This window comes from Magnetospirillum gryphiswaldense MSR-1 v2 (genome assembly GCF_000513295.1).
Classification (GTDB): Bacteria; Pseudomonadota; Alphaproteobacteria; order Rhodospirillales; family Magnetospirillaceae; genus Magnetospirillum; species Magnetospirillum gryphiswaldense.
The window spans coordinates 2516421-2536556 of the sequence record NC_023065.1; the positions used below are offsets into that span (position 1 = coordinate 2516421).

General features: G+C 59.5%; 25 protein-coding genes. 20 read left to right on the top strand and 5 right to left on the bottom strand.

Annotated elements, in window-relative coordinates; translation table 11 throughout:
- Nucleotides 1-129 precede the first annotated feature (129 nt).
- The 8 genes from MGMSRV2_RS11845 to MGMSRV2_RS11880 all read left to right on the top strand — a co-directional run bounded on the left by MGMSRV2_RS11845 (nucleotide 130) and on the right by MGMSRV2_RS11880 (nucleotide 6288).
- Nucleotides 130-945, top strand: a complete 816-nt coding sequence (locus MGMSRV2_RS11845) for a hypothetical protein (protein WP_234016306.1) — start codon at nucleotides 130-132, stop codon at nucleotides 943-945.
- A 3-nt stretch (nucleotides 946-948) separates the two neighbouring features.
- A complete protein-coding gene (locus MGMSRV2_RS11850; RefSeq protein WP_024080608.1) occupies nucleotides 949-2298 on the top strand; it encodes a heme biosynthesis HemY N-terminal domain-containing protein in 1350 nt (449 codons plus the stop codon).
- Nucleotides 2299-2410: 112 nt separating this feature from the next.
- Entirely contained in the window at nucleotides 2411-2611 is a 201-nt protein-coding gene (locus MGMSRV2_RS22425; RefSeq protein ID WP_158497758.1) for a transposase, read from the top strand.
- A 71-nt stretch (nucleotides 2612-2682) separates the two neighbouring features.
- On the top strand, nucleotides 2683-2883 hold the full coding sequence (locus tag MGMSRV2_RS11860; protein ID WP_024080609.1) for a hypothetical protein: 201 nt from the start codon (nucleotides 2683-2685) through the stop codon (nucleotides 2881-2883).
- A gap of 192 nt (nucleotides 2884-3075) precedes the next feature.
- The gene (locus MGMSRV2_RS21935; protein ID WP_024080610.1) at nucleotides 3076-4071 is read left to right on the top strand and encodes a pentapeptide repeat-containing protein; all 996 of its coding nucleotides are present in this window, start codon (nucleotides 3076-3078) and stop codon (nucleotides 4069-4071) included.
- A gap of 56 nt (nucleotides 4072-4127) precedes the next feature.
- Nucleotides 4128-4586 (top strand): hypothetical protein, encoded by a 459-nt coding sequence (locus MGMSRV2_RS21940; RefSeq protein WP_242410675.1) that lies wholly within the window; start codon nucleotides 4128-4130, stop codon nucleotides 4584-4586.
- 585 nt (nucleotides 4587-5171) lie between these two features.
- The gene (locus MGMSRV2_RS11875; protein ID WP_024080613.1) at nucleotides 5172-5651 is read left to right on the top strand and encodes a bacteriohemerythrin; all 480 of its coding nucleotides are present in this window, start codon (nucleotides 5172-5174) and stop codon (nucleotides 5649-5651) included.
- A 151-nt stretch (nucleotides 5652-5802) separates the two neighbouring features.
- Complete coding sequence (locus MGMSRV2_RS11880) at nucleotides 5803-6288, top strand: hypothetical protein (protein ID WP_024080614.1); 486 nt, start codon at nucleotides 5803-5805, stop codon at nucleotides 6286-6288.
- On the opposite strand, the gene MGMSRV2_RS11885 is transcribed toward MGMSRV2_RS11880, so the two are convergent.
- Nucleotides 6281-7546, bottom strand: coding sequence for a response regulator (locus MGMSRV2_RS11885; RefSeq protein ID WP_024080615.1), 1266 nt, complete (start codon nucleotides 7544-7546; stop codon nucleotides 6281-6283). The genes MGMSRV2_RS11880 and MGMSRV2_RS11885 overlap by 8 nt on opposite strands.
- Before the next feature lie 494 nt (nucleotides 7547-8040).
- On the opposite strand from MGMSRV2_RS11885, the gene MGMSRV2_RS11890 reads away from it, so the two are divergent.
- Both MGMSRV2_RS11890 and MGMSRV2_RS11895 read left to right on the top strand, forming a co-directional pair.
- A complete protein-coding gene (locus MGMSRV2_RS11890) occupies nucleotides 8041-9348 on the top strand; it encodes an IS701 family transposase (RefSeq protein ID WP_024080617.1) in 1308 nt (435 codons plus the stop codon).
- Between the two features lie 205 nt (nucleotides 9349-9553).
- Nucleotides 9554-10308, top strand: a protein-coding gene (locus tag MGMSRV2_RS11895) for an IS5 family transposase (protein ID WP_106001317.1) whose coding sequence is annotated in 2 segments (ribosomal slippage) — nucleotides 9554-9878 and nucleotides 9878-10308 — 756 coding nt in all. Because the reading frame shifts where the segments join, the coding sequence is not laid out codon by codon here.
- Nucleotides 10309-10531: 223 nt separating this feature from the next.
- Here the strand turns inward: MGMSRV2_RS11895 and mamW are convergent.
- Together mamW and MGMSRV2_RS21945 are read right to left on the bottom strand one after the other, a co-directional pair.
- A complete protein-coding gene (gene mamW / locus MGMSRV2_RS11900) occupies nucleotides 10532-10948 on the bottom strand; it encodes a magnetosome protein MamW (protein WP_024080620.1) in 417 nt (138 codons plus the stop codon).
- A gap of 91 nt (nucleotides 10949-11039) precedes the next feature.
- A complete protein-coding gene (locus MGMSRV2_RS21945; protein WP_242410763.1) occupies nucleotides 11040-11216 on the bottom strand; it encodes an MbcA/ParS/Xre antitoxin family protein in 177 nt (58 codons plus the stop codon).
- Nucleotides 11217-11572: 356 nt separating this feature from the next.
- Here MGMSRV2_RS21945 and MGMSRV2_RS11910 point away from each other — a divergent pair, with 356 nt between their 5' ends.
- Nucleotides 11573-12463, top strand: a complete 891-nt coding sequence (locus MGMSRV2_RS11910; protein ID WP_024080622.1) for a PD-(D/E)XK nuclease domain-containing protein — start codon at nucleotides 11573-11575, stop codon at nucleotides 12461-12463.
- A 40-nt stretch (nucleotides 12464-12503) separates the two neighbouring features.
- Here the strand turns inward: MGMSRV2_RS11910 and MGMSRV2_RS11915 are convergent, their stop codons facing one another.
- Entirely contained in the window at nucleotides 12504-13274 is a 771-nt protein-coding gene (locus MGMSRV2_RS11915; protein ID WP_024080624.1) for a hypothetical protein, read from the bottom strand.
- Nucleotides 13275-13327: 53 nt separating this feature from the next.
- On the bottom strand, nucleotides 13328-14587 hold the full coding sequence (locus MGMSRV2_RS11920; RefSeq protein WP_024080625.1) for a tyrosine-type recombinase/integrase: 1260 nt from the start codon (nucleotides 14585-14587) through the stop codon (nucleotides 13328-13330).
- Nucleotides 14588-15076: 489 nt separating this feature from the next.
- On the opposite strand from MGMSRV2_RS11920, the gene MGMSRV2_RS11925 reads away from it, so the two are divergent.
- From MGMSRV2_RS11925 to MGMSRV2_RS11965, 9 genes are all read left to right on the top strand, one after another.
- A complete protein-coding gene (locus MGMSRV2_RS11925; protein ID WP_011899488.1) occupies nucleotides 15077-16276 on the top strand; it encodes a hypothetical protein in 1200 nt (399 codons plus the stop codon).
- 110 nt (nucleotides 16277-16386) lie between these two features.
- Nucleotides 16387-16677 (top strand): thermonuclease family protein, encoded by a 291-nt coding sequence (locus MGMSRV2_RS11930; protein WP_011899489.1) that lies wholly within the window; start codon nucleotides 16387-16389, stop codon nucleotides 16675-16677.
- 232 nt (nucleotides 16678-16909) lie between these two features.
- Nucleotides 16910-17224 (top strand): hypothetical protein, encoded by a 315-nt coding sequence (locus MGMSRV2_RS11935; RefSeq protein WP_011899490.1) that lies wholly within the window; start codon nucleotides 16910-16912, stop codon nucleotides 17222-17224.
- A 99-nt stretch (nucleotides 17225-17323) separates the two neighbouring features.
- On the top strand, nucleotides 17324-17632 hold the full coding sequence (locus tag MGMSRV2_RS11940; RefSeq protein ID WP_024080627.1) for a hypothetical protein: 309 nt from the start codon (nucleotides 17324-17326) through the stop codon (nucleotides 17630-17632).
- Nucleotides 17629-18180, top strand: coding sequence for a hypothetical protein (locus MGMSRV2_RS11945; protein WP_011899492.1), 552 nt, complete (start codon nucleotides 17629-17631; stop codon nucleotides 18178-18180). Before MGMSRV2_RS11940 ends, MGMSRV2_RS11945 begins: the two co-directional genes overlap by 4 nt.
- A gap of 2 nt (nucleotides 18181-18182) precedes the next feature.
- A complete protein-coding gene (locus tag MGMSRV2_RS11950) occupies nucleotides 18183-18548 on the top strand; it encodes a hypothetical protein (RefSeq protein WP_024080628.1) in 366 nt (121 codons plus the stop codon).
- A 192-nt stretch (nucleotides 18549-18740) separates the two neighbouring features.
- Entirely contained in the window at nucleotides 18741-19289 is a 549-nt protein-coding gene (locus MGMSRV2_RS11955; protein ID WP_024080629.1) for a M48 family metalloprotease, read from the top strand.
- Nucleotides 19290-19379: 90 nt separating this feature from the next.
- Nucleotides 19380-19676 (top strand): type II toxin-antitoxin system MqsR family toxin, encoded by a 297-nt coding sequence (locus MGMSRV2_RS11960; protein WP_011899495.1) that lies wholly within the window; start codon nucleotides 19380-19382, stop codon nucleotides 19674-19676.
- Complete coding sequence (locus MGMSRV2_RS11965) at nucleotides 19673-20083, top strand: type II toxin-antitoxin system MqsA family antitoxin (RefSeq protein ID WP_011899496.1); 411 nt, start codon at nucleotides 19673-19675, stop codon at nucleotides 20081-20083. The genes MGMSRV2_RS11960 and MGMSRV2_RS11965 overlap by 4 nt, the downstream gene beginning before the upstream one ends.
- Nucleotides 20084-20136: the final 53 nt, after the last annotated feature.

Consider the following 20136-nt stretch of genomic DNA (forward strand, 5'->3'; position numbering starts at 1 on the left):
GTGGTCGTAGCCGTGCTGGCATGGCCTTGGTTGGCACCTCGCCTTGGGAGTTTTCCTGGCTCATTGCTGTCCTGGATAGGTGACGGCGGATCTGTTGGCGCTCCGCGTCCCGCGACCCTGGATGAACGGATGGATATGGTGGAAGCCGCCCTGGCTCCCCTGGCTATGCGGATCGCGGAGGCCGACCGGCGCCTAGCCATGCTAGAGGCTAATCCCCGCACGGCGGGGGAAGACCCTCGTAAAGAGGCGGCTGGTGTTTCCGCCGATCCGGAGCAGATGTCTTGGATGGCGGCGGAGATCGCAACGCTTAAAGGGGACTTGGAGATTGTTCGCAAGTTGGCGGCGGATGAAGGGGGCGCAACCAAGCTCTCCGGTGCGGTGGAGAAGGCGGAGGCGGCTTTCCGACGTATCGCCGAGCGGCGGGATCGCGCGCCCTTGTTCCTGGCCGCACTCGGACAATTGCGGGAAGCGGTTGACCGGGGCAGTCCTTACCCTGCACAGATGAAAGCGGCCATGATACTGGCCGAGAAAGGCACCGCCGATAAGCTGGCGCCGCTGGTGATGGGCTCGGCGACGGGAATCGTCACCCGTGTGGGTTTGGCCGAAAGTTTTCGGGTGACGGCCGCCGCGGCACGTAAGCTTGATGTCCCCGCGGATTCCGGTTGGGTGCCACCAAATATCCGGCGGTGGCTGGGAGGTGCGGTATTGATCAGACGCACCGAGGGGGGCGAAGAGGGGCTGGATGGTATCCTGAACAGCACTTCCCGGTTGCTGGCCGGGGGCGATTTAGCCGGGGCTGCCGCCTTGCTCCGTCGCGCGGAAGGGCCGTCCCTTGCGGCCATCCAACCCTGGCTGGAGGCGGCGGAATTGCGTCTGTCCGCGGATGCTGCATTGTCTGAATTGTCGGCGATGGCCATGACCGTCGCCTCGTCTCGAGACGAGTGATCCATGCTATTACGCCTGATCGTCCTGTTGATTTTCATGTCGCCGGTTGTGTTTGCCACCCTGTGGTTCTCAGACAATGTCGGATCGGTGCAGGTGGAATGGCTTGGCTGGCACGTGGACAGCAATATGCCGGTTCTTCTGGCCGTGATCCTGGTGGTGTTTCTGATTTTTTCCGCCCTGTCGCGTCTTTCGGCATTGGTGGCCGACCTACCCTCCAAACTGGGGAAATCCCGGCAGGCACGGGGGCTGGAAAAAGGCATGAGTGCCTTGCTGGCGGCCCTGGATGCGGCAGAGAGTGGGGATGTCGGCGAAGGCCGCCGCTTCGCGGCCGAGGCTGCGCGGCTGCTGAACAATCCCGGACTTGCCGCCCGCCTGGACCGGCTTTTGCCGCGCCCGCCCGCACAGCCGGTGGCGCCGACCCGGTTGGAGGCCGCGAAGGGGCGTCTGTTCGCGCGAAAGCCGGGCCCGCCACCACCGCCGACTCCGGTGGTGGATAAGATACAGCCTGTCGTCGTTGAAAAACTCGCCGCCGCTCCCGCCGGGCCGAGCCGAGAGGATTTAGAGGCCTTTTCCGCCAAGATCCGGGCTGGGGAATGGGGGGCAGCCCAGGCCTGGATTGGTGAGGCGGTTCTGGCTGGTCGGCTGACGCCCTTGGTGGCTGCGCGGTGGCGATCGGTGGCGCTTGAGGGACAAGCTTTGGAGGCATCCCCCGGTGATCCCGCTCGTCCCTTGCGTCTGGCGCGCGAGGCTATGGCGGCGGACCAGACTTTTCTGCCTCCTGCGTTGCACGTGATCCGGGCCGAGGTTTCCGAGGGACGCAAGGCAGAGGCCGAGACCCTGCTGGCGTCCGTTTGGCCGCATGTTCCTGCTCGAGTGCTGCTTGATGCTTGTGCACCATTGTGGCGCGACGAGGATCAGGATGCTTGCCTGAAGAGGCTGGAGGCCCTGGCGGCAATCGCCCCCCATCATCCCGATGGGCACTTGGCCGCCGGAGAGGCTGCCTTTGCCGTTCAGAAATGGGGGGTGGCACGCCGCCACATCATGGCGGCATTGAAGATCGCTCCCGATGCGCTGGGATGTCGGCTGATGGCCGAAATCGAGGAAAGGGAGCCTGGAGGGTCGGCGCGGTCGGCTGAGATCTGGCGGCGGCGGGAGCATGAGGCTTCGCTCTCTCCTGCTTGGGTCTGTGGTGCTTGTGCTCGCGTGGTGGAGGCGTGGGCGGCTTGTTGCCCGTCCTGCGCTGGTGTCGCCACCATTGAGTGGACGCGGTCGGTTAAGGCCGAGGAGGCGTTGCTGCCACCCGCCACAACTGCGTCGAGCATGGAGACGCCGCGACTGTTCCGCAGTACATGAGGGCATCGCGTTGTTTGTTAACTAAACAACGTTAAGGTGGACTTGCCCGGAAAGAGTGGAGAGCGTGCTGTGATAAAACTGCACGAGGGATACTGTTATGTCTGGTTCAAGGATGAAGGCGTTCACGGAGGAATTCCGGCGAGAAGCGATCCGTCTGGTTCAAACCAGCGACCGCACCATCGGCGAGGTAGCGGATAATCTTGGGATTGGGAAGTCGATGCTTGGCAAGTGGCTGGCTCGGCACCGCGAGACCGAGTTGCTGTCAGGCCCACATGACGATGTGCAAAAAGAGTTGGCACGGCTTCGGCGATAAAACGAAATTCTTCGTGCCGAGCGTGGCCTGTTAAAAAAAACAGCGGCCTTCTTCGCGAAGGAGACAAGTCGATGATGTTTCGAATCATCGGCGAGAAGAAGGCCAAGGAATTGTCTCTCGCTCGGATATGCGCTCTGTTTGGCGTCAGCGCCAGCGGCTTCTATGCCTGGAAACGGCGCAAGCCCAGTCTGCGGCAGTTGGACGACATGGCGAGGCCTTTGCTGTCCCCTCAGGCTCCATTACCGCGCCAGCGGTTTCGTTCAATCCCCTAGCTGACGACACGCCCTACTCCTTCCGTCTCCACAAAACCTTTACGATAAGTTTTCCAAAATATCACGGCCCGGTGTATGATCTGAATGTTCGAATAGATAGATCGATTGCATGTGATGGGAAACGTACACCACCTACAACATCTTGGCCAAGGGGCTGGCGACTGGAACGCTTGGCGCCAGCAGGAGCCTGATGTGCGACCGGATCTGACCAGCGCCAATCTGCGAGGAGCCAACCTTGCCGGGATGGATCTCAGCGGCTCGCTGCTGTCCCTTGCCAATCTGCGCAAGGCAGTTCTGTCGGGGGCGAATCTCAGGGACAGCAACCTTCCTCGGGCCAGCCTTGAAGACGCCGACCTCTCCGGCGCGAAGCTGCAGGGCGCCAACCTTGCCGGCGCAACTTTGCTGCGCGCTAACTTCTCCGGCGCCAATATGCGCATGGCCAATCTGGCCGGCGCCAACTTGGCCGGAAGGATGGATCTGTCCGGAGTTGACTTGACCGGGGCCAATCTTGCCGGGGCCAAGCTGATGGGCGCCAATTTCTCCGGCGCAACGCTGACCGGAGCCAATCTTGCTGGCGCCGACGCCCGCAACGCCAATTTCTCCGGCGCTGACCTGACCGATGCTGTAACCGCAGGCACTCTGCTGGATGGCGCCAACATGTCCGGCGCAGTCATTCGTCGATCCTCCTCGCGCACCCAGGCCCCCGACGCCGTTCCGGAACCGGAGGCCCCGCAATCCTATGATGAGGCTGAGGCGGAGCCCCTACCGGTCCTTCCTGACAAAGCCCCAGCCTCCACCGATCGTACCCCCCCTCCGGAGCCGATCGAGCTTCCGCCAAACGACTTGGATGTTGGGCTTGATGCCGAGGAAGCGTGGGACGACAAAATCCCCGATGAGCAGGAAACATCACCCGCGATCGAAGCAGAGGTCGAGTCCGGGATTGAATTGGAACAGCCTGAGCCGCCGATGAGCCTGTCTGACGAGGATATGGCGGGAGGCATGGCCGAACTGACAGATTTCGCCCCCGTCGCCAAGCCCGTTCCGCCTCGACTGGCCGAGTCGGAGATTTCCGACCTTCTGTCCACCACCGATCTGGAAGCCCCCCCACCCCCCCCCTGTTCCAGGGCAATGAGATCCTCGATGATGAGGCAGACAGCCCGTTCTACACTTATGAGACCCGGGACCTAGCGATTCTCGCCTTGTATTCGGATCAGCTAAGACGGAAGACCAAGGCTGAAAAGGCCATGCTTCTTAACTTGCTGGTCCAATATAACCGTAATTTCCTGGGTCAGGACGTCAGCGTCCCGATGACAACCAGCGGGAACGCCATTCTTGTCGGATTCGGCGACCCGACCAATGCGCTGCGCTGTGGCGGGCTGTATATCAGCATGCTGCGCGATATGCATGTGGACTCATATGTGGCGGTCAACTGGAGCATGGCGACGGTCCGCATCGACCCCGAAGGGACCGAGAGCGACGAACTCATCGCCAATTCCATTTCCCCGTCGGCGCGTCTGACGCCGGTGGGAGTTGTCGGTGAGGTTCTTGTACTGGAGGAGTTATACTCCAATCCCCAGACACAGCGGGACCTCTTCACCTTCGAGCGCGTCGCCCGGAAGTGGAAAGCCACCAACGACACCCAGAGCGAGGGTATTGACGTTATCTGCTACAGCGTTCGCAGCAATCAGCCTCCCCGCCCCTAACCTTGCTCCATCAAGGCGACGGTTACCTTACCGCCGCCACATCCAGGCCTTGAATCGCGCCGAGAGTTTCGACGGAATTCTCAACTGTATCCGGGATCCAGGCCCCAACGCGCGCTGAGCCGCCGAACGGACGAGGAACACGATGACCGTTCCCACGGCAACCGCGACAAAAAGCTGCACAAACAAAACCGCTACTGTCAGGCCCAGTGCCGCGACGACGAGTGTCCGTATCCAGCTGCCAGAGCTCATCGCCTTGAGACGCATGTTGAATCGGAAAGGATGATCTGGCTCCACTTTTGATGCCTTCACAGTATGAGTTCCGGCCAAAGCAGCGCGGACGGGTCGATTCATCGCCAAGGAACCTGCGCCAGTCAAGCGATTATTGATATCCAGATTGGGCGCCCCCCCTGAATTGCGAGTATATTTATCACCTGGAATAGCCAATCACATGATACTCTTCGAACCTCGCCTCGCCCTGGGGCGTCCGGTCTTTGGCGAGACACCAAAAATCCGCAGCGCACAAATCATCTATTTTCAAAACATCCCTTAACGATACGAGTTGGCTATGTAGCAGTGAGGTCGTTCATGGAACAGAACAATACACTTCCTGAATGGAACGATAAGTTCTCGGTAAACGTTGATGTCATCGATGAAGACCATCAGGCGTTCTTTCGCCTGGCGGCGCTGATGCAAGATGTGGTATCCAGTCCGAGCAATGAACAAACCTATCTGATCGAAACGGCCATCAACATCCTTGAGGAATATATCGAGGGCCATTTCCTACGAGAGCAACTCGCCATGGCCAAAATCGACTACCCTCAATTGGCCGAACATATCAGCGCCCACGACGCCTTTGACGATCGCGTCACCCTTCTCATCAAGGAATACCGGACGAACCACGATCTTACGACCATCCTCGCTCTGGCGCGATTGGTCGCTGACTGGCTTACTCAACACATTCAGGGCGTAGATTTACAATATAAAGGACTTCTAACCAACGAGAATGTGGATAACCGCGCCTTGGTCTATCTGGCAGCAGGCCTGGATCCAGTGTTTGCTCCATAGCCCGAACCGGTCGAGATCTTCAGAACAGCGCGAGACGATTCTTCTTTGCCGCGCCCGTGGTTCGGTTCTTGCCATCCGCCACGACATGATTGCTGATTTCCGTGTATTCAGAAAGAATACGATTATCTGCGGTACCTCTGGTGTGTAAGAGATGGCTCCCCCTTCTATACAGTCTGTCGCTCTGGCGAACCTGCAGAAATCCCGTGAATTCCTGCTAAAAGTTCTGGACGTCTGCGGCAAGCTTCCAGACGCGCCGGGGACGCCTTCCGATCAGGCAGTGATTGCCGCCGTCGCTCAATTGGCGCAGATGACCGAAGCCGTCATTCAGGGCGGCGGCATTGTCCAAACGGCGGAAACATCTCCGGACAATCTCGGCTCCCCGGATACGAAGACCAGGCGCCAGGAGGTCATCTTGCAAATGTGTCTTCAGCAGAGTGAACAGCACTGGCTGCAGGCCAGACGCCTCAAATCCGAGAATGACGCTCTCCGCCGCGGATTAAAACAGGTCGAGGCCGATGTGGTCGCTGCCAGATTGGCTCTGCCATCGTATCCGGCGGCTCCGCCAAAACCGTCCCCGGTGCCGAAGCCCGTAGCCGCCGCACGCCCCCCCGAACGACAGAAACTTCAGATCAAGTAGTCCCGCCACCGTTGACACGAGACCGCAGGAGGTCCGCGACTGCGTTCTGACTGGCTGCGCCTCCGTCCTCGACAGGGCGCACACCCCGCCGCTGCCGCTTATTTCGTTCAAGGTCGACCAAGCTAAACTGATCAGCCTCCATTTGCTGAAGCTTTCCGATTCCTTCCCATGCGAAATCCAGCTTCCGCTTCATGCTCTCGTTGGTTTTGCGCCCCCCCAGAATCACTTCGATTTCCTCCACCGACGCCAATCGCTCCCGCAGCTGGTCGCTGCCACCCAACACAATCTCCCCGCCGTACAGAAACCTCTCCATATCGGTAACGATGGCATCCAGCCTGGAATTAGACATCTGCCGCAATATATCGGTGAAGAGAGTCGTCAACTTCTTGATATTCTGCCGCACAGCCTCAACTTGAGGCCGACCAGAGTTCTCGTCGAGATCCACCAGTTTTATGAGATTAACAAGCCGTTCAGCCGCCTCCATGATCTCAGAGCGCACTTCTCCTCTCGTCTGCTCGTCGTCGGCCGCATGCAAGGCTCGCTTCAAATGCTCAATTCTGGCCGCAATTTCATTCACGCCGATGAAGATGATAGATGTTTGGGAATCAAGCGACTCGTCATTCTCGAGCACCGCCTTGGGGTGCAAAAGCCCATGCCGCTTCGAGGCTGAAGCCGCATAAACGGAGAAACGCTCTCCACTCTTTCCGGGCAAGTCCACAGTCCCAGCGGAAGGGGAGGAGGCCGATAGAGACGGGGCCGGCAGAGCCTGGTCGGTGACACGACGGAGCGCCCCATTGTAAGTATGGGGCACGGAGTTCCGCCGACAAGGCCCCCGATAGGTCGCATTCGAGATCATCTCCCGATGGTCGCCCAGCGCCCGATTGACGTTTTTTAGCATGCTGCGGGTATTGATAGGCAGGGTTACGATGCAATTCGCGCCAGAATTTCGCATCGCCGCCAAATCGCTGACATCCATATGACCTGTGATGCCAATTATCGCTCCAACCGCAGCCCCCTCGGGCGTTTCCATGCGGATGCACCGAACCATATGGAGGGGTTCGTCCGTTGTTTTGCCTGCGCAAACTATGACATCATAAGCGGTCGATGATACCAATTGAACGGCATCGGCGACGTCCCCCGCCGTCTGCACATCGGCAAACCCGATCTGATGCAAGGACGTCACGATCAATCCACTGAGAAAATCGTCCTTCGCAACGACAAGGCAGGCCTTGCCCAAGAAGGGAGTATTCAAAGACATTCCCCCCCCCCCTGGCCAAAAGTGCTTTTCGCTGCCCATATCCCAGAGAAACTGTTAATAAATGCGGAAAACGCCCCCCCCTTGAACTCCGTGTATTGAAGCATGATTATGCCCCTCTTTCAAACCCCTTGTGAATCAGGCGGATATTGCGGCCTCCTAGACCCATAGGGGTGGCAAAACTCCTACAGGAGTGATTCGTCCGCCCCCACCAATGACATCGGCATCCGATTGCGCTCACCCGGTTGCCGCACGCCTCGCCGGTCCCTGCGTCGGCAACGACAGGAGACAAAAATGGGGCCGGAGAAAGAGGTGCCCTCGCCTGAAGCGGAAAGCGCACGGGACGCCAAGATGCCGGAACCGACATTTTTGACTCGCCCCCCCCAAAAAAAGCCGAGGGGAAAAACCCGCCCGTCATCCTCCAATCCTAATTCCACTGCGTCATAAATCAAGTTATGGTAAGAATGGAGATTCGGTCTGCTCGATAGGGGGTGAGCATGGGTCTCCATGGAATGTCTGGCGACAGTGAATCGCGATTTGAGTCGTATGTCGAGGACCTTTGCCGCGCAGTTCGCCATGCCGACCGGGCGGCGCCATTGCGGGCGTATTGCCTGGGTCTGATGCTGCCGGGCGACCGCAAGAGCGTCGAGCCGATGGCGGCGCGGGTGGAGCCGGGGCGCGTGCAGGCGGCGCACCAGTCGATGCATCACTTCGTCGCCAAGGCCGACTGGTCGGACGAGGCGATGCTGGCGGCGGTGCGGGCGACGGTGCTTCCGGCCATCGAGCGGCACGTCAAATTGCGCACCTGGATCATCGACGACACCGGCCTTCCCAAGAAGGGCGTCCACTCGGTGGGCGTGGCCCGGCAGTATTGCGGCCAACTTGGCAAGCAGGACAATTGCCAGGTGGCCGTGACGCTGTCGGTAGCCAATGACCATGCCAGCCTGCCCATCGCCTACCGCCTCTATCTGCCCGAGGGCTGGGCATCGGACCCGGCGCGGCGCCACAGGGCGGGCGTGCCCGACGACGTCACATTCCGCACCAAGCCGCAGCTCGCCCTGGAGCAGGTCCGCGCCGCCCTGGCCGAGGGCGTGGCGCCGGGAGTGGTGTTGGCCGATGCCGGATACGGCGTTGATACCGCCTTTCGCACCGGCCTGTCCCGGCTCGGTCTGACTTACGCCGTCGGCATTCAGTCCACCGCCAGCCTGTGGAGGCCGGGCGAGGCGCCATTGCCGCCCAAGCCATGGAGCGGTCGAGGCCGACCGCCGTCGCTGGTCCGCCACGACCCCGAGCACAAACCGGTTTCGGCCAAGGAAATGGCGACCTCGTTGCCGCCCGCGGCGTGGCAGACGGTGACTTGGCGCGAGGGCACCAACATCGTGCTGAGTTCGCGCTTCGCCGCCATCCGGGTGCGTCCCGCCCACCGCGACACCTTGCACTCCGAACCCAGACCGGAAGAATGGTTCTTGGTCGAGTGGCCCGAGGATGAAGCCGAACCGACCAAATACTGGTTCTCCACCTTGCCCGATGACATGAAGCTGGCCGACCTCGTCGAAATCACCAAGTTGCGCTGGCGTATCGAGCGCGATTTCCAGAACCTCAAGCAGGAACTCGGCCTCGGCCACTACGAAGGTCGAGGGTGGCGCGGATTCCACCACCACGCAGCGCTGTGCATCGCCGCCTACGGATTCCTCATCACCGAGAGGAGTCTGATTCCCCCCTCAGGACTTTGCTCCGCCCCGATCCGCCAAGCGCCTGCCTTACCCGACGGTTACCGACCCCGAGGATCCGCCCGTCCGGCCTGAGCGCCACGTGATGACGTCGATCACCACCATACGGATTCGATTGACACGGGCACTCGCCCGACGATTACCAAGATGTCCTTGTTGCCAAAGGCCAATTATTGAATATCGTTTGTTTGTGACACAGTAGAACTAAGTGGCGTTGACATTTAGGATTCCCCCGGCCTTGGAAATCTGATTCAAACTCCTTTTCGGGAAGGAGGCTTGAATGAGCGGTGTCCGTTTGATCTTGAAGGATCACCAGTGGGAGCGGATGGAACCGCACTTGCCTGGCAAGCGCAGCGATCCCGGCCGGACAGGTGCCGATAACCGCCTTTTCCCGGAAGCGGTGCTGTGGCTGGCGCGAACGGGTTCGCCGTGGCGCGATCTGCCGGCCTTTTTCGGTAATTGGAACAGCGCGTTTGTCCGCTTTTCCCGCTGGTCCAAGGACGGGGTGTGGGATCGGCTGTTTGCCATGATGGCCAACGACCCCGACTTCGAATACGTCATGATCGACTCGACCATCGTCCGGGCGCACCAACATGCGGCGGGTAAAAAGGGGGGCCTGAAGCTCGTGCGATCGGTCGTTCGCGCGGCGGGCTGACCACCAAAATCCACGCCATCGTCGATGCCTTGGGCAATCCGCTCCGCTTCATCCTGACGCCAGGCCAAGCGAGTGACTATACAGAGGCCGAGGCATTGATCGCCGATATTCCGGCAGAACACGTTCTTGCCGACAAAGGCTACGATTCCGGCGCGTTCCGAGACGCAATCCACGCTCAGGATGCCGTCCCGGTTATTCCTCCCCGGAAAACGTCGCCGCAGGTTCCTTGCGATTACGCCCTCTATTGCGAGCGCAACCTCATCGAGCGTTTTCTCCAGAAGATCAAACATTTCCGCCGGATCGCAACCCGCTACGACCAGACCCCCAGGGCGTTCTTGTCCATCCTCTGCCTCGTCAGCGCATTCATCTGGACTAAATGAATGTCAACGCGACCTAGGGTGCGCAGGAGCTCTTTCTCCATGTGGTGGTTGATCGCTTGATCGCGGGACAAAGCCCGGTTCAGATCTATCGGGAATATCGTGGCATGACCCACGAGGCCCTGGCCCCAAAAGCGGGAGTCAGCATTGAAACCCTGACGACGCCGACGCCCTGGAGATTGATGTCAAAAAGATGATATAAGCATACTTCGCAGTCCCCACTCCCTCAGAGTCCAGGCGATTGCTTCCGAATCGGCGAAGCCGTCGGAGAGGCGGCGATACGGGGCGTGGTGCCGGAACGCGGAGCAGAGGACGGTTTTCTCACTGCTTTCGGCCCCCAAAGAATCAAGGCGATCCCATCCTTCACCCGGATCAGAATTCGGACGATTCCGCGCTCGGCCCCCGCCATGCGCTTGAAGACATGATAGGCGCGCCGCCGCCCGCTTCCCTGACCGACTTGGCTATAGGTCTTGAAGCGCACGTTTCGAACCACCCGCTGACCGAAGCGGGTTCTCAGGAATGCCAGCAGCAGGCCGTTCTTGGCCAGCCAAGCGACGAGAATGACCATGGCGTGCGCGAACACGCCCTTGATGAGAACCCCGAACAGAAACAGCAAGATTCCGGCAATGATCGCAGTTAGCATGGCCGCTTTCCAAACAGGTGAACCGCCCCCGATTCTCGGATGAAATCGGAGTGGTACGGACTATAATGGAGAGACTGCAAAACTTCACCCCCTATGGCTGCAAGCCTCGGGGGTCGCGGAAAATCCGCTCCTCATCGATTCGGCGTAGCGCCTCCTCGATCTGGCGGGCGACGTCCCCGCGAGAGGCAAGCTGCAGAATAGACTTGCCTCGAAAATGCGGCTGCGGCTCGGTCAGCCAAACCTGGGCCCTGGCCTCATCGCCGAACACCTGTTGGGCCAAAACGGTCAACCGCCGAATTCGGGCGGATAAGTGGTCGCCGACGACTGATGTGGGCTCGCTAGCCGAGGAATTGTCACCAGTCAGCAAGATGCGGATTTTATCAATGTTTCAGCCCCCTAATTGACCGGACAGGTCCTATCGCTTAGCTAGAGCGGTTTCACGCCGAGCGGAATCGGTAGAGGATTCCCCCTGAGGTCATTTTGTGATTCAACATCTTCGGTAACAACGCTCCCGAGGATGACCCGCGAGGGGACAGCGGATGTCGTGCGCTAATGGACTTTTCAGTTGATGTGCGCGCGCTAAAGTGGATTATCCATTAGGACACATACTCTCGCGAGGGGAAAATGGACGATCTAGAGTGGGCGCGTTGGGGGGCGAAATACATTTACGATTTCAGGACCGCTAAGCACGAAGAATTTAATTATGCGATGGAAGATAACAAAGCGAAATCAGGTTATGCACCATTCAAAGGGCACGACGTTCCAAAGTCTATAATATCGATGTTCTATCACGATTCGATGGAGATATTTTCTGACTCAACTATTCCAGGACAAAAATTTGGATCCCCTGCGGAGTTTGAGAGGGAAGTTATATCATATAAAAGCACGCTTGAGGGATGGCTTAGGGCGCTGAATCGCACTGCCGAAGAAGTGAAGGATTCTGACGCAGACATACCACACCCACTGTACGTCGTGCTTTCCTTGGTTGAGTCCATGAAAACAGCGATTGATTTTGTTCTTTCGAAGCGGGTGGCAATAACACCATCGACCTGCTGGTTTACACTCTCGCGTATTGCGCGTCGGCTCCACGAGTCAGTCCTATCGCTTAAGAAACACCCTCACGGCGGAACGATACTTGCAATAAACGATGAATGGGATGCCCAGTACCTTTTTCGCGCTCTATTGGTTACTTCATTCGATGACATTCGCATTGAAGAATGGAATCCTTCGACGGCCGGGTCATCGTCCAAGTGCGAATTCTTCCTTAAGGACGAGAAGACGCTTGTCGAAATAAAATATGTTCGAAAGCCGTCATGCCAAAAACGCATAAAAGATGAAATAGCGGTAGATATTCTCGATTACGGAAATAACGATAAGGTTGATAGGCTTTTTGTTTTTATTTACGACCCGGATATGAAGTTAGAGAATCCAGTTCAGGTTGAAAGAGACCTAAGTGGAAAGAGGGAAGGTCTTGGCGATGTCCGAGTAGTTATTGGACCGCCGCGCTTCCAATAGTGAAATCTGGCCCCGCTGTTTTCCAGTCAGCGGGGCCAGATTATCCCTCAACACCGTCATCGGAACCGAACTCCCCTTTGCGCTGCTCAATATCGGCGCGCGTTTGCCGCACGAGAAAATCAACGGTGCCAGCCTCGTCCATAGCCGCGAGGAAGGCCGATTTCATCGCCTCGAAATCTTCTGCTCCACGGACCGCCGTCTTTAGGGCGGTCAAGCCGTTGCTCAAGTGTGCGAGATACTCGTCCACCCTAAGCTCAAGCTCAAACAGCTTATCTGGCAGAGCATCCAATCCCGTCTTGCGCCACTTCTCGCGTCGCGCTTCCTCCCGCAGAATTCTGTCCGTGGCGAACTCAACCACCTTTGAGTCGCGAACCTCACCGGACCACAAGCGCGTCAGCTTCGGCTGCGCGCGCTCCAATGCATTTTCCGCGACATGCTGTTTCAGCACTTTAAGCGCCCACTCTGGACACCTTCGGCTGCTCGGCTTCCCAGGGTCAATTAGCCAAGCCTGAAGCGACCGCACTGATACATTCTTGCCAGTTGCGCGCGTGAGCACGCTCGCCGCTGTGGCGTAGTCGCTAGGGAAGTAGGTGCGCAAAATGCCATCCATCTCCCAGCGCACGAGTTCGTCCCGCACCGCGCCTCGGATTTCTTCCTTAATCGCCAATAATTGCTCGTCGGACAACCCTCCCTCCGGCAACCGAACGGGATCAATCTCGACATCGTCGGGGCACGATCCGCGCACCTTAAATGTGGCCGACAGGTCGTCATTGGACGCGGTGTGCGCAAAACGATCATATTTCCAGGCCATCGGGCACCTCATTCATTTCACCACGCACAATGTGCGCGCACATTGTGCGCCAATCAAGCTTGATTTGCCCAGATGTCCGCCGGAGTCCAACCGGCGTCGCCACAGTCAGTTTCAAAGACAGCGCCTTCCATGTCCTCACTCCCCTTCGGCAACATCCACCCATTGATGTAGTCCGTCACCTTCTGCTGCGCCCGCCGCAGGTGCTCGCCCGAGCCGACGTACACCGTCGTCACGTCGCCGCTGAGCGCATGGTTCATCAGCAGCTTGAGGTCGTAGACGCCGATCCCGGCTGCGTTGGCGCAGGTCGCGAAGGTGTGGCGGAGGGCGTGCATGATGAACGACATGCCCATCTTCTTGATGTCCAGCGGCGCCAGCTTTGGTTCGGTAATGTGACCGGCGCCCGACTGCGCCGGCCAGGCCCACGGGTTGTCGGCACCATAAAATATCATGTTTTGTTCTTTGCGGCGCTTGAGAATCTCCACCATGGACGAGGACAGTGGCAGGCTGAACGCGCGCTTCTTGCCACCCTTGGGCAGCGGGACAAACAGGGTCGCGCCCTCCAGGTCCACGTCTTCCCAGCGCATGGTCAGGGCGGCTTGGCGACGCATCCCCGAGTACAGCAGGAACAGGTAGAAGTCCTGGCGGATCGGGCTGGGCAGCTTGCGGATGCCCCGGTACCACTCGGCCAGCTTCTCGGCGGGAATGGCGCAGTCGCGCTTTTCCTGGGGGAAGCGGTCCACGGCGATGGTCGGGTTCACCGGCGGCAGGTCTTCGAACTGCTTGAGGGCGCGGTTGTAGATACCGCGCAGGACGGCCATCGCGTTGTTGGCGACGTAGTGCCCATGGTCGCGGCCGATGCGCTGGTGACGGTCGTAGCAGTCCTTGCGGGTAATCTCGGCCAGCGGACGGTCGAGCCAGTCGGACAGGTAATAGTCCAGGGCGTAGCGGTAGGTCTGCGTGGTGCGGGCCGCACGGACTTTCGTACCGTTGATGTAGAGGTCGGCGGCCTCACGCAGGGTCAGTTGTTTGGCGCGCGCCTGTTTCTTGACCTTGTTGGGGTCCACGCCCTCGCGCATGTCCTGGAGGATGGCCTGGGCCTTCTTGCGGGCCTGCTCGGTGGTGATGACGCCGTGGCGGCCGATGGTCACCAGCCGGGTGCGGCCGTTCGGGGTGCCCTCGGCGATGTAGGTCTTGGTGCCGGTGCCGACCTTGACGCCAAATCCTTTGAGCTGGCTGTCCTTGTAGATGACTTGACCGGAAGGCGGGAAATCAATAGCATCCACAGTGGATTTAGTGATCCTGATAACTGGCATGGCGCAACCCCTGCAAAGTAGTGGCATAGCAGGGTTGGTGGCTACAACATGCCACACCAGCCCTACAAACTTACAGGGTTATTATGCCAGTTTGGCCGCAATGCGACCAGCACTACTACATCAATACTATACTCAGCTACAATGAATACTTTGCAATTCCTAACCCGTAGGTCAGGGGTTCGAATCCCTTCCGGGACACCACCTTCTTCACTCGCCGAATCCGTGGTTGTGATAACACAACCGCGTGGTGTCCCGCAAGGATGCGCTTGCGATGGAGAGGCGTGGACTTCCAATGACATAAAGCAAAAAGGCCGCTAACCCAGAGGATTAGCGACCTGCCGTCACCGGCTAAGAGAATTTGTTTGGCGACAACTTTCTTAGCCCAGGCAGGCCGCACTGTCAACGGAAAACCGTGAGGTTTCCGAACGGGTTAACTCGTCCCTTTTTCTACCGTCGTGATGTTGATCCACGTTCCTCCTTGGAGGGGCGATGCATAAATCCGAGTACATGCGGTCTCTGTATGAGGCCAGCTTTCACGCATCCCATGCGTTGGGCTCGCAGAGCCGGACGCTGGAAGCGGCCATTGTCGAGGCGCGCAAGAAGCATGCGCCGGCTCTGATCGGCGCCAGCCTGGAGCGCTACCGGCCTTCCCAGCAGGAGGACAGGCCGGTCGCGGTCGTTTGCACCAGGCGCCAGCGTGGGCCATCGCGCCGCATGGTCCAGCAGCGCCGTGCCGCGCATGCGCGGGCACGGTGGCCGTGGAAACTTCAAACCCAATGGCCATGGACCGATGCCGAGGTTTGTCTGATCGACGTGCTGTTGTTCCTGGGCGGCGCCAGCGGTGAATTCGACGTGTACCGGTCCGAGCTTGAGAACCGGGCCGGTGTCCGTCCATCCACCCAGCGGGCGGCAGAGGCCAAGTTGCGTGATCTTGGCATGCTGGAAGTCGTCGAGAACCGGCGCGAGTACGACCGCAACGATGCCAACAGCTACCAGCTCAAAGGGGTCTTGAAAGAAGCCGCCCGTATCTTGTGGGTGCGAAGGGGGGAGGGTACAAAACTTTGCGCACCCTTCGGGGGTGTAGAGAATCTACAACCCCATACATCTCCTACATTGGCGCTGCCGACGTTGCTAAAGCGGACGCCTGGACGGCGCCCTCCCGTCACCCCCGAACCCAAGGCCAGGGCTGAACGCTTCGACCACATCGCCACGGGTGTGCCGACCTCCCCCCAATCAGGGGAGGTATGTAAGTTGCTCGGCAGGAACGAGCAGGCGAAGCCGGCAGCGGCAAACGCGGCTGGCGATGGTGTCGCTGAAACCGTGGCGCTGGACCTGATCCGTTCATTCCTGCCCGAGGTGGCCCCGGCAGAGGCACCGCCCGATAACGTGGACGATGCCTTGGCCCTGGCCGACCGGCTTCAGCGGACCTATGCCCCGACGCTGTGGCCGCATGTCTGGCGGGCGTGGCGGAAGCGCTGGGGGCTCACCGCCGCGCTGGCGGTGCTGGAAACCGGATTGATGCGTCGGGGCGGCCAGATCGAGACCAGCGGGGCGCAATACCTGTCGGGCATCCTGGGGCGGAACCGCCGCCAAGCGCCCGCACCCGAGGCGACCTTGCAGGCCATGCGGGCGTCCCGGCGGGCGCCGGGGCTGGCCCTGGGCCGGTCCGGGCGGGGGGCAAGGTCATGAAAAATATGATCTCAATCACTATATTTTTCCGCATTGCTTTTGTTGTTGCCATCTCTTCTCCATGTTTTTCAATGGCTTCGTCGCCTGTGACTGATGGAAAAGTTTTGTTCGTGATCGATGGCGATACCTACCAGATCAGCCATGCCGGCGCCCCCGACGGCGAGCCGGTGCGGGCACGGCATTTCGACACCCCGGAAAAGGGCGACCGGGCGCAGTGTCGGGCCGAACGGGAAAAGGCGCAGCAAGCCAGCACTTTTGCCCGTCGTCTTCTGCCCCGTGGGGCAGCAGTGGCATTGTCCGACTTGGGCCGGGATCGCTATGGGCGCCTGTTGGCCACCGTCACCTTGCCGGACGGCACCAACATTGCTGCCCAGCTGATCGGCGCCGGACTGGCCCTATGAGGGCGGGCGAAAGCAGGGGTGGTGCGCCCCTTTTGGGGCGCCATGACGATCAAGAAAGGGGCGTTCCGCCCCGCGCCGGCAATGGACAAGCGCCGGGCTGCGCCCGTCGTCGGGGGCCGGGATGCCCCGAAAATCCGCAAGCGGATCGCTGCGCGCCCTGCGGGTTTTGGGAGCTACCCCGCCCGGCCCCCGATCCATGCCTCTGCCCCCCTGATTCTACGACGAGGAAAAGGTGCGCCGCTCGACCCTCGATGCCGCCCTGATCCAGATGGAGGTAGCTATGAATATTCGTGTTGGGCAATACCGTGAAGCCATCGACCACCTTTTCCACCTGATCACCGTCGATTATTGCGCCTGCGTCGGCCTTCGGGAGCGAACCACTTGGGCCGGTATTGCCCGCAAGGTTCTGGCTGAGGTCGAACAATTGGAATGCCTCAGGGCCAAAGCCGATGACCGCCGCCGCCATGCGCGATGCATTCTGGCCGCCAAGGCGCGCCTTTCCGATTTCCCGGACAATATCGCCTTGATGCCGAATGGGGAGGGTTGAGACCATGACCAGCCCCATCACCTCTTCCCGCCCCGTTCATGTGGAAATCGTCCTGACCGACCGTGTGTTTGCCACCCTCCAGGGGCAGGAGGGCCGGCCATGAGCATGAGCCAGATCGACACGATGACCCCCGGCGCCGCCCAGGCCATCACCTATCACAACCAGGAAGCCGATTCCGCCCATCGGCAGGCCGTACAGGCTCTCGACACCTACACCCGGGCCATGCGGCAGCTGCAAACCGCCCTGGCCCGAGGCGACGGCGAAGCCGCTGAAGTGGCCGAAGCCTGGGCCGATGCCGCCTGGAAAAATGTACAGGTGCTGTTGCAGCAGGGCTATCAGCACCGCAATTCCGCTGCCATCGCCGCCGGCATGGCCGCCGAGATCGAGAACGACAGGAGGAAGGCATGATCGACGACGCCCCTGGGCCGGTCGCGAAGCCTGTTTCGCCATCCATGTACACGGTTCCCAAATCAAGCCCGCCTGAGGCATCTGAGGCGCCCCCGGTGACCCAGGGCACCCGGAAGGAGGAAACAGCGCCCAAGTGCTGCCGCTGGTGCGGCGCGGTGATGCTCAATCCGCGTCGTAATCAGAAATGTTGCAGTGCCGTATGTCGGGAAGCCTATGAACGGCAAAAGCGCCAGCAGTCTCGACAGAATGCGGCTGAAAAACCGAAGTGCAAATGCCTGTGGTGCGGTGGCGACTTCGACCAGGTGCGCAAGGCGCAGGAATTTTGCTGCCCGGAACACCAGCAGGCTTTCAACAACTTCTGGAAGGGCAAGGGGCCGGCGCTGGCCAAGGCCCTACACGCCTGGCGCGTCGGCAAGGAACCCGGAGGCTTGACCAAGGTGTGCCGGGAGTTTTCCGCTGCCAGAGAGGAACTTCAGGACAAGCAGGACAAGCAGGACAAGCAGGACAAGCAGGACAAGGCTAAAAGTTCTACGACGAGGAGGAAGTGATTATGAGCGTTATCACCAACAGCATCGCGGCATCTGTGCATCACACGGTGAATAAGCGTTGGTTTAAAATGCAGCTTCAGACTATCGAACGCATGCTTATCAGCCAAGGGATCATGCTTGTAGAAGCTGATGGACCAAGCGATTTTGAAATACCGGAATACATCACGGAGATCGTTGCGCAGGAGTTCTGGAGAGAGCGAGAACTTCTTAATGCACCGCGAATAGATATTGCCTATCTGAATGAACGGGTGAATTTCGCGTCAAAAGAGGGAACGGCTGTCATTTACTTGAGAGAATATCTGAGTGCCTTAGCTGATGCCGGTATCTATCCGGTTGCCGCCCAAAATACGCATAATGTGGAAAGCTGAAGGAGACAATGCCGTTGGGACCGACACCCGAAAACGAAAAATTGTGGGCTCGCCACTATCTCGCGGAGGCCCGCTACTGGCGAGAACATGGGAACCGCGCCGAGGCCGCGTCTTGCCTTTCGATGGCTCGCGGATGCCTCGCCGTGGCCACCGCGCTGATGCGCCGTTCCTGAAGATTTAGGGGTAGTGACCGTGACCAAGCAGGCCGACGACAAGAACCGCCTTCAAGCCGTGCTGGATGAACTGGCCGACGCCGCCGGCTTTGTTGAACGGCCTCATCTGGTCATTGACCCAATCAGCGCCAGATGGTCGGGCACCACAGCGGCGGCAAATGCGGACCTCAATGTGGTTCGTGTTTCCCCGGAGCTTGCTCAGGAGGACATCGCAACGGTGCGGTGTGTTCTCGCGCACGAGCTTGGTCACCTTTGGCACCGTCACGGAAAGGGCGCGATAGCCTGGAGCTTCCTGTATGCCATCGGTGCCGGCATCGCCGGCATTGTCGGGTGGATGATGTGGGACCTCCGGACCGGCGCCGCCTTTTTTGGCATCGCCATGGTGGCACGATATTTCCGCCAGTCGATGCAGCGTGAAACCTACCGCGAGAATTGGACGAACGACCCGCGCGAACGCGAGGCCGATGCCTTTGCCGAACGGCTGGTTGGAAAAGAGGCGTTCGACGCCTACCGCTGTGGACATCGCCGCCTAAAGGGGATTACCAGCCCCGACTTAACGGCTTCCTGAAGCTGTACGCTACAACCGCCACCTTAAAAAGGAACCCCTAAGGTTCCTTTTTTCTTGGCGTGGAACCTTTAAGGTGCTATTATTCTTTCTATGGAAAAGAAGCGCCCCACATACGCCCTCGACACCTTCAAGGCCGCCGCCAAGACCTTGAGTGTGACCGTTTCCGCCACCAAAGATGCGGGTGCGATGGGCTTTGATCGAGACGGCATCAGCGCCGTGATCAAGAACATGGAGGTCGGGCACTTCTACAAGTCGATGACCAGCTATAACAATAACCGGGAATGGCAGGACGTTTATCACGTTCCCTATGGCGGGTTGGTTCTCTATGTGAAATTCGTGGCCGATGTGGTCACCGAATTTCGTCTGCTGTCTTTCAAGGAGAAATGACCATGGCGACGTGTCATGAATGCGGCGCGGAAATGGTTCGCGACATCCGGCCCATGGAGTTCACCTATAAGGGCCACACTCTGACCGTTCAGCAGCCGGGGTGGTATTGCGCTTGTGGTGAGGGCGTTCTGACCCCCGAGGACAGTGCCGTCACCCAGGCGGAGTATGTTGCTTTCCGCGATCAGGTGGATGGCATCTTGCCTCCCGCAGAGGTTCGGCGCATTCGTAAGCGCCTGGGCTTGCAGCAGAAACAGGCCGGTGTGGTTCTCGGCGGTGGCGCTTCGGCATTCGGTAAATATGAGCGCAAGGACGGCAAGCCGTCGCTGGCCATGTCCAACTTGCTGCGTCTTCTGGACAAGGACCCCAGCCGCTTGCAGGAGATCGCGCCGGAAGAGAAACGCGCCTGACTGGTGGAGCGGAACAGGCGCCATCCGTTAGGTGACGCCCAGGGTTGGGGGCA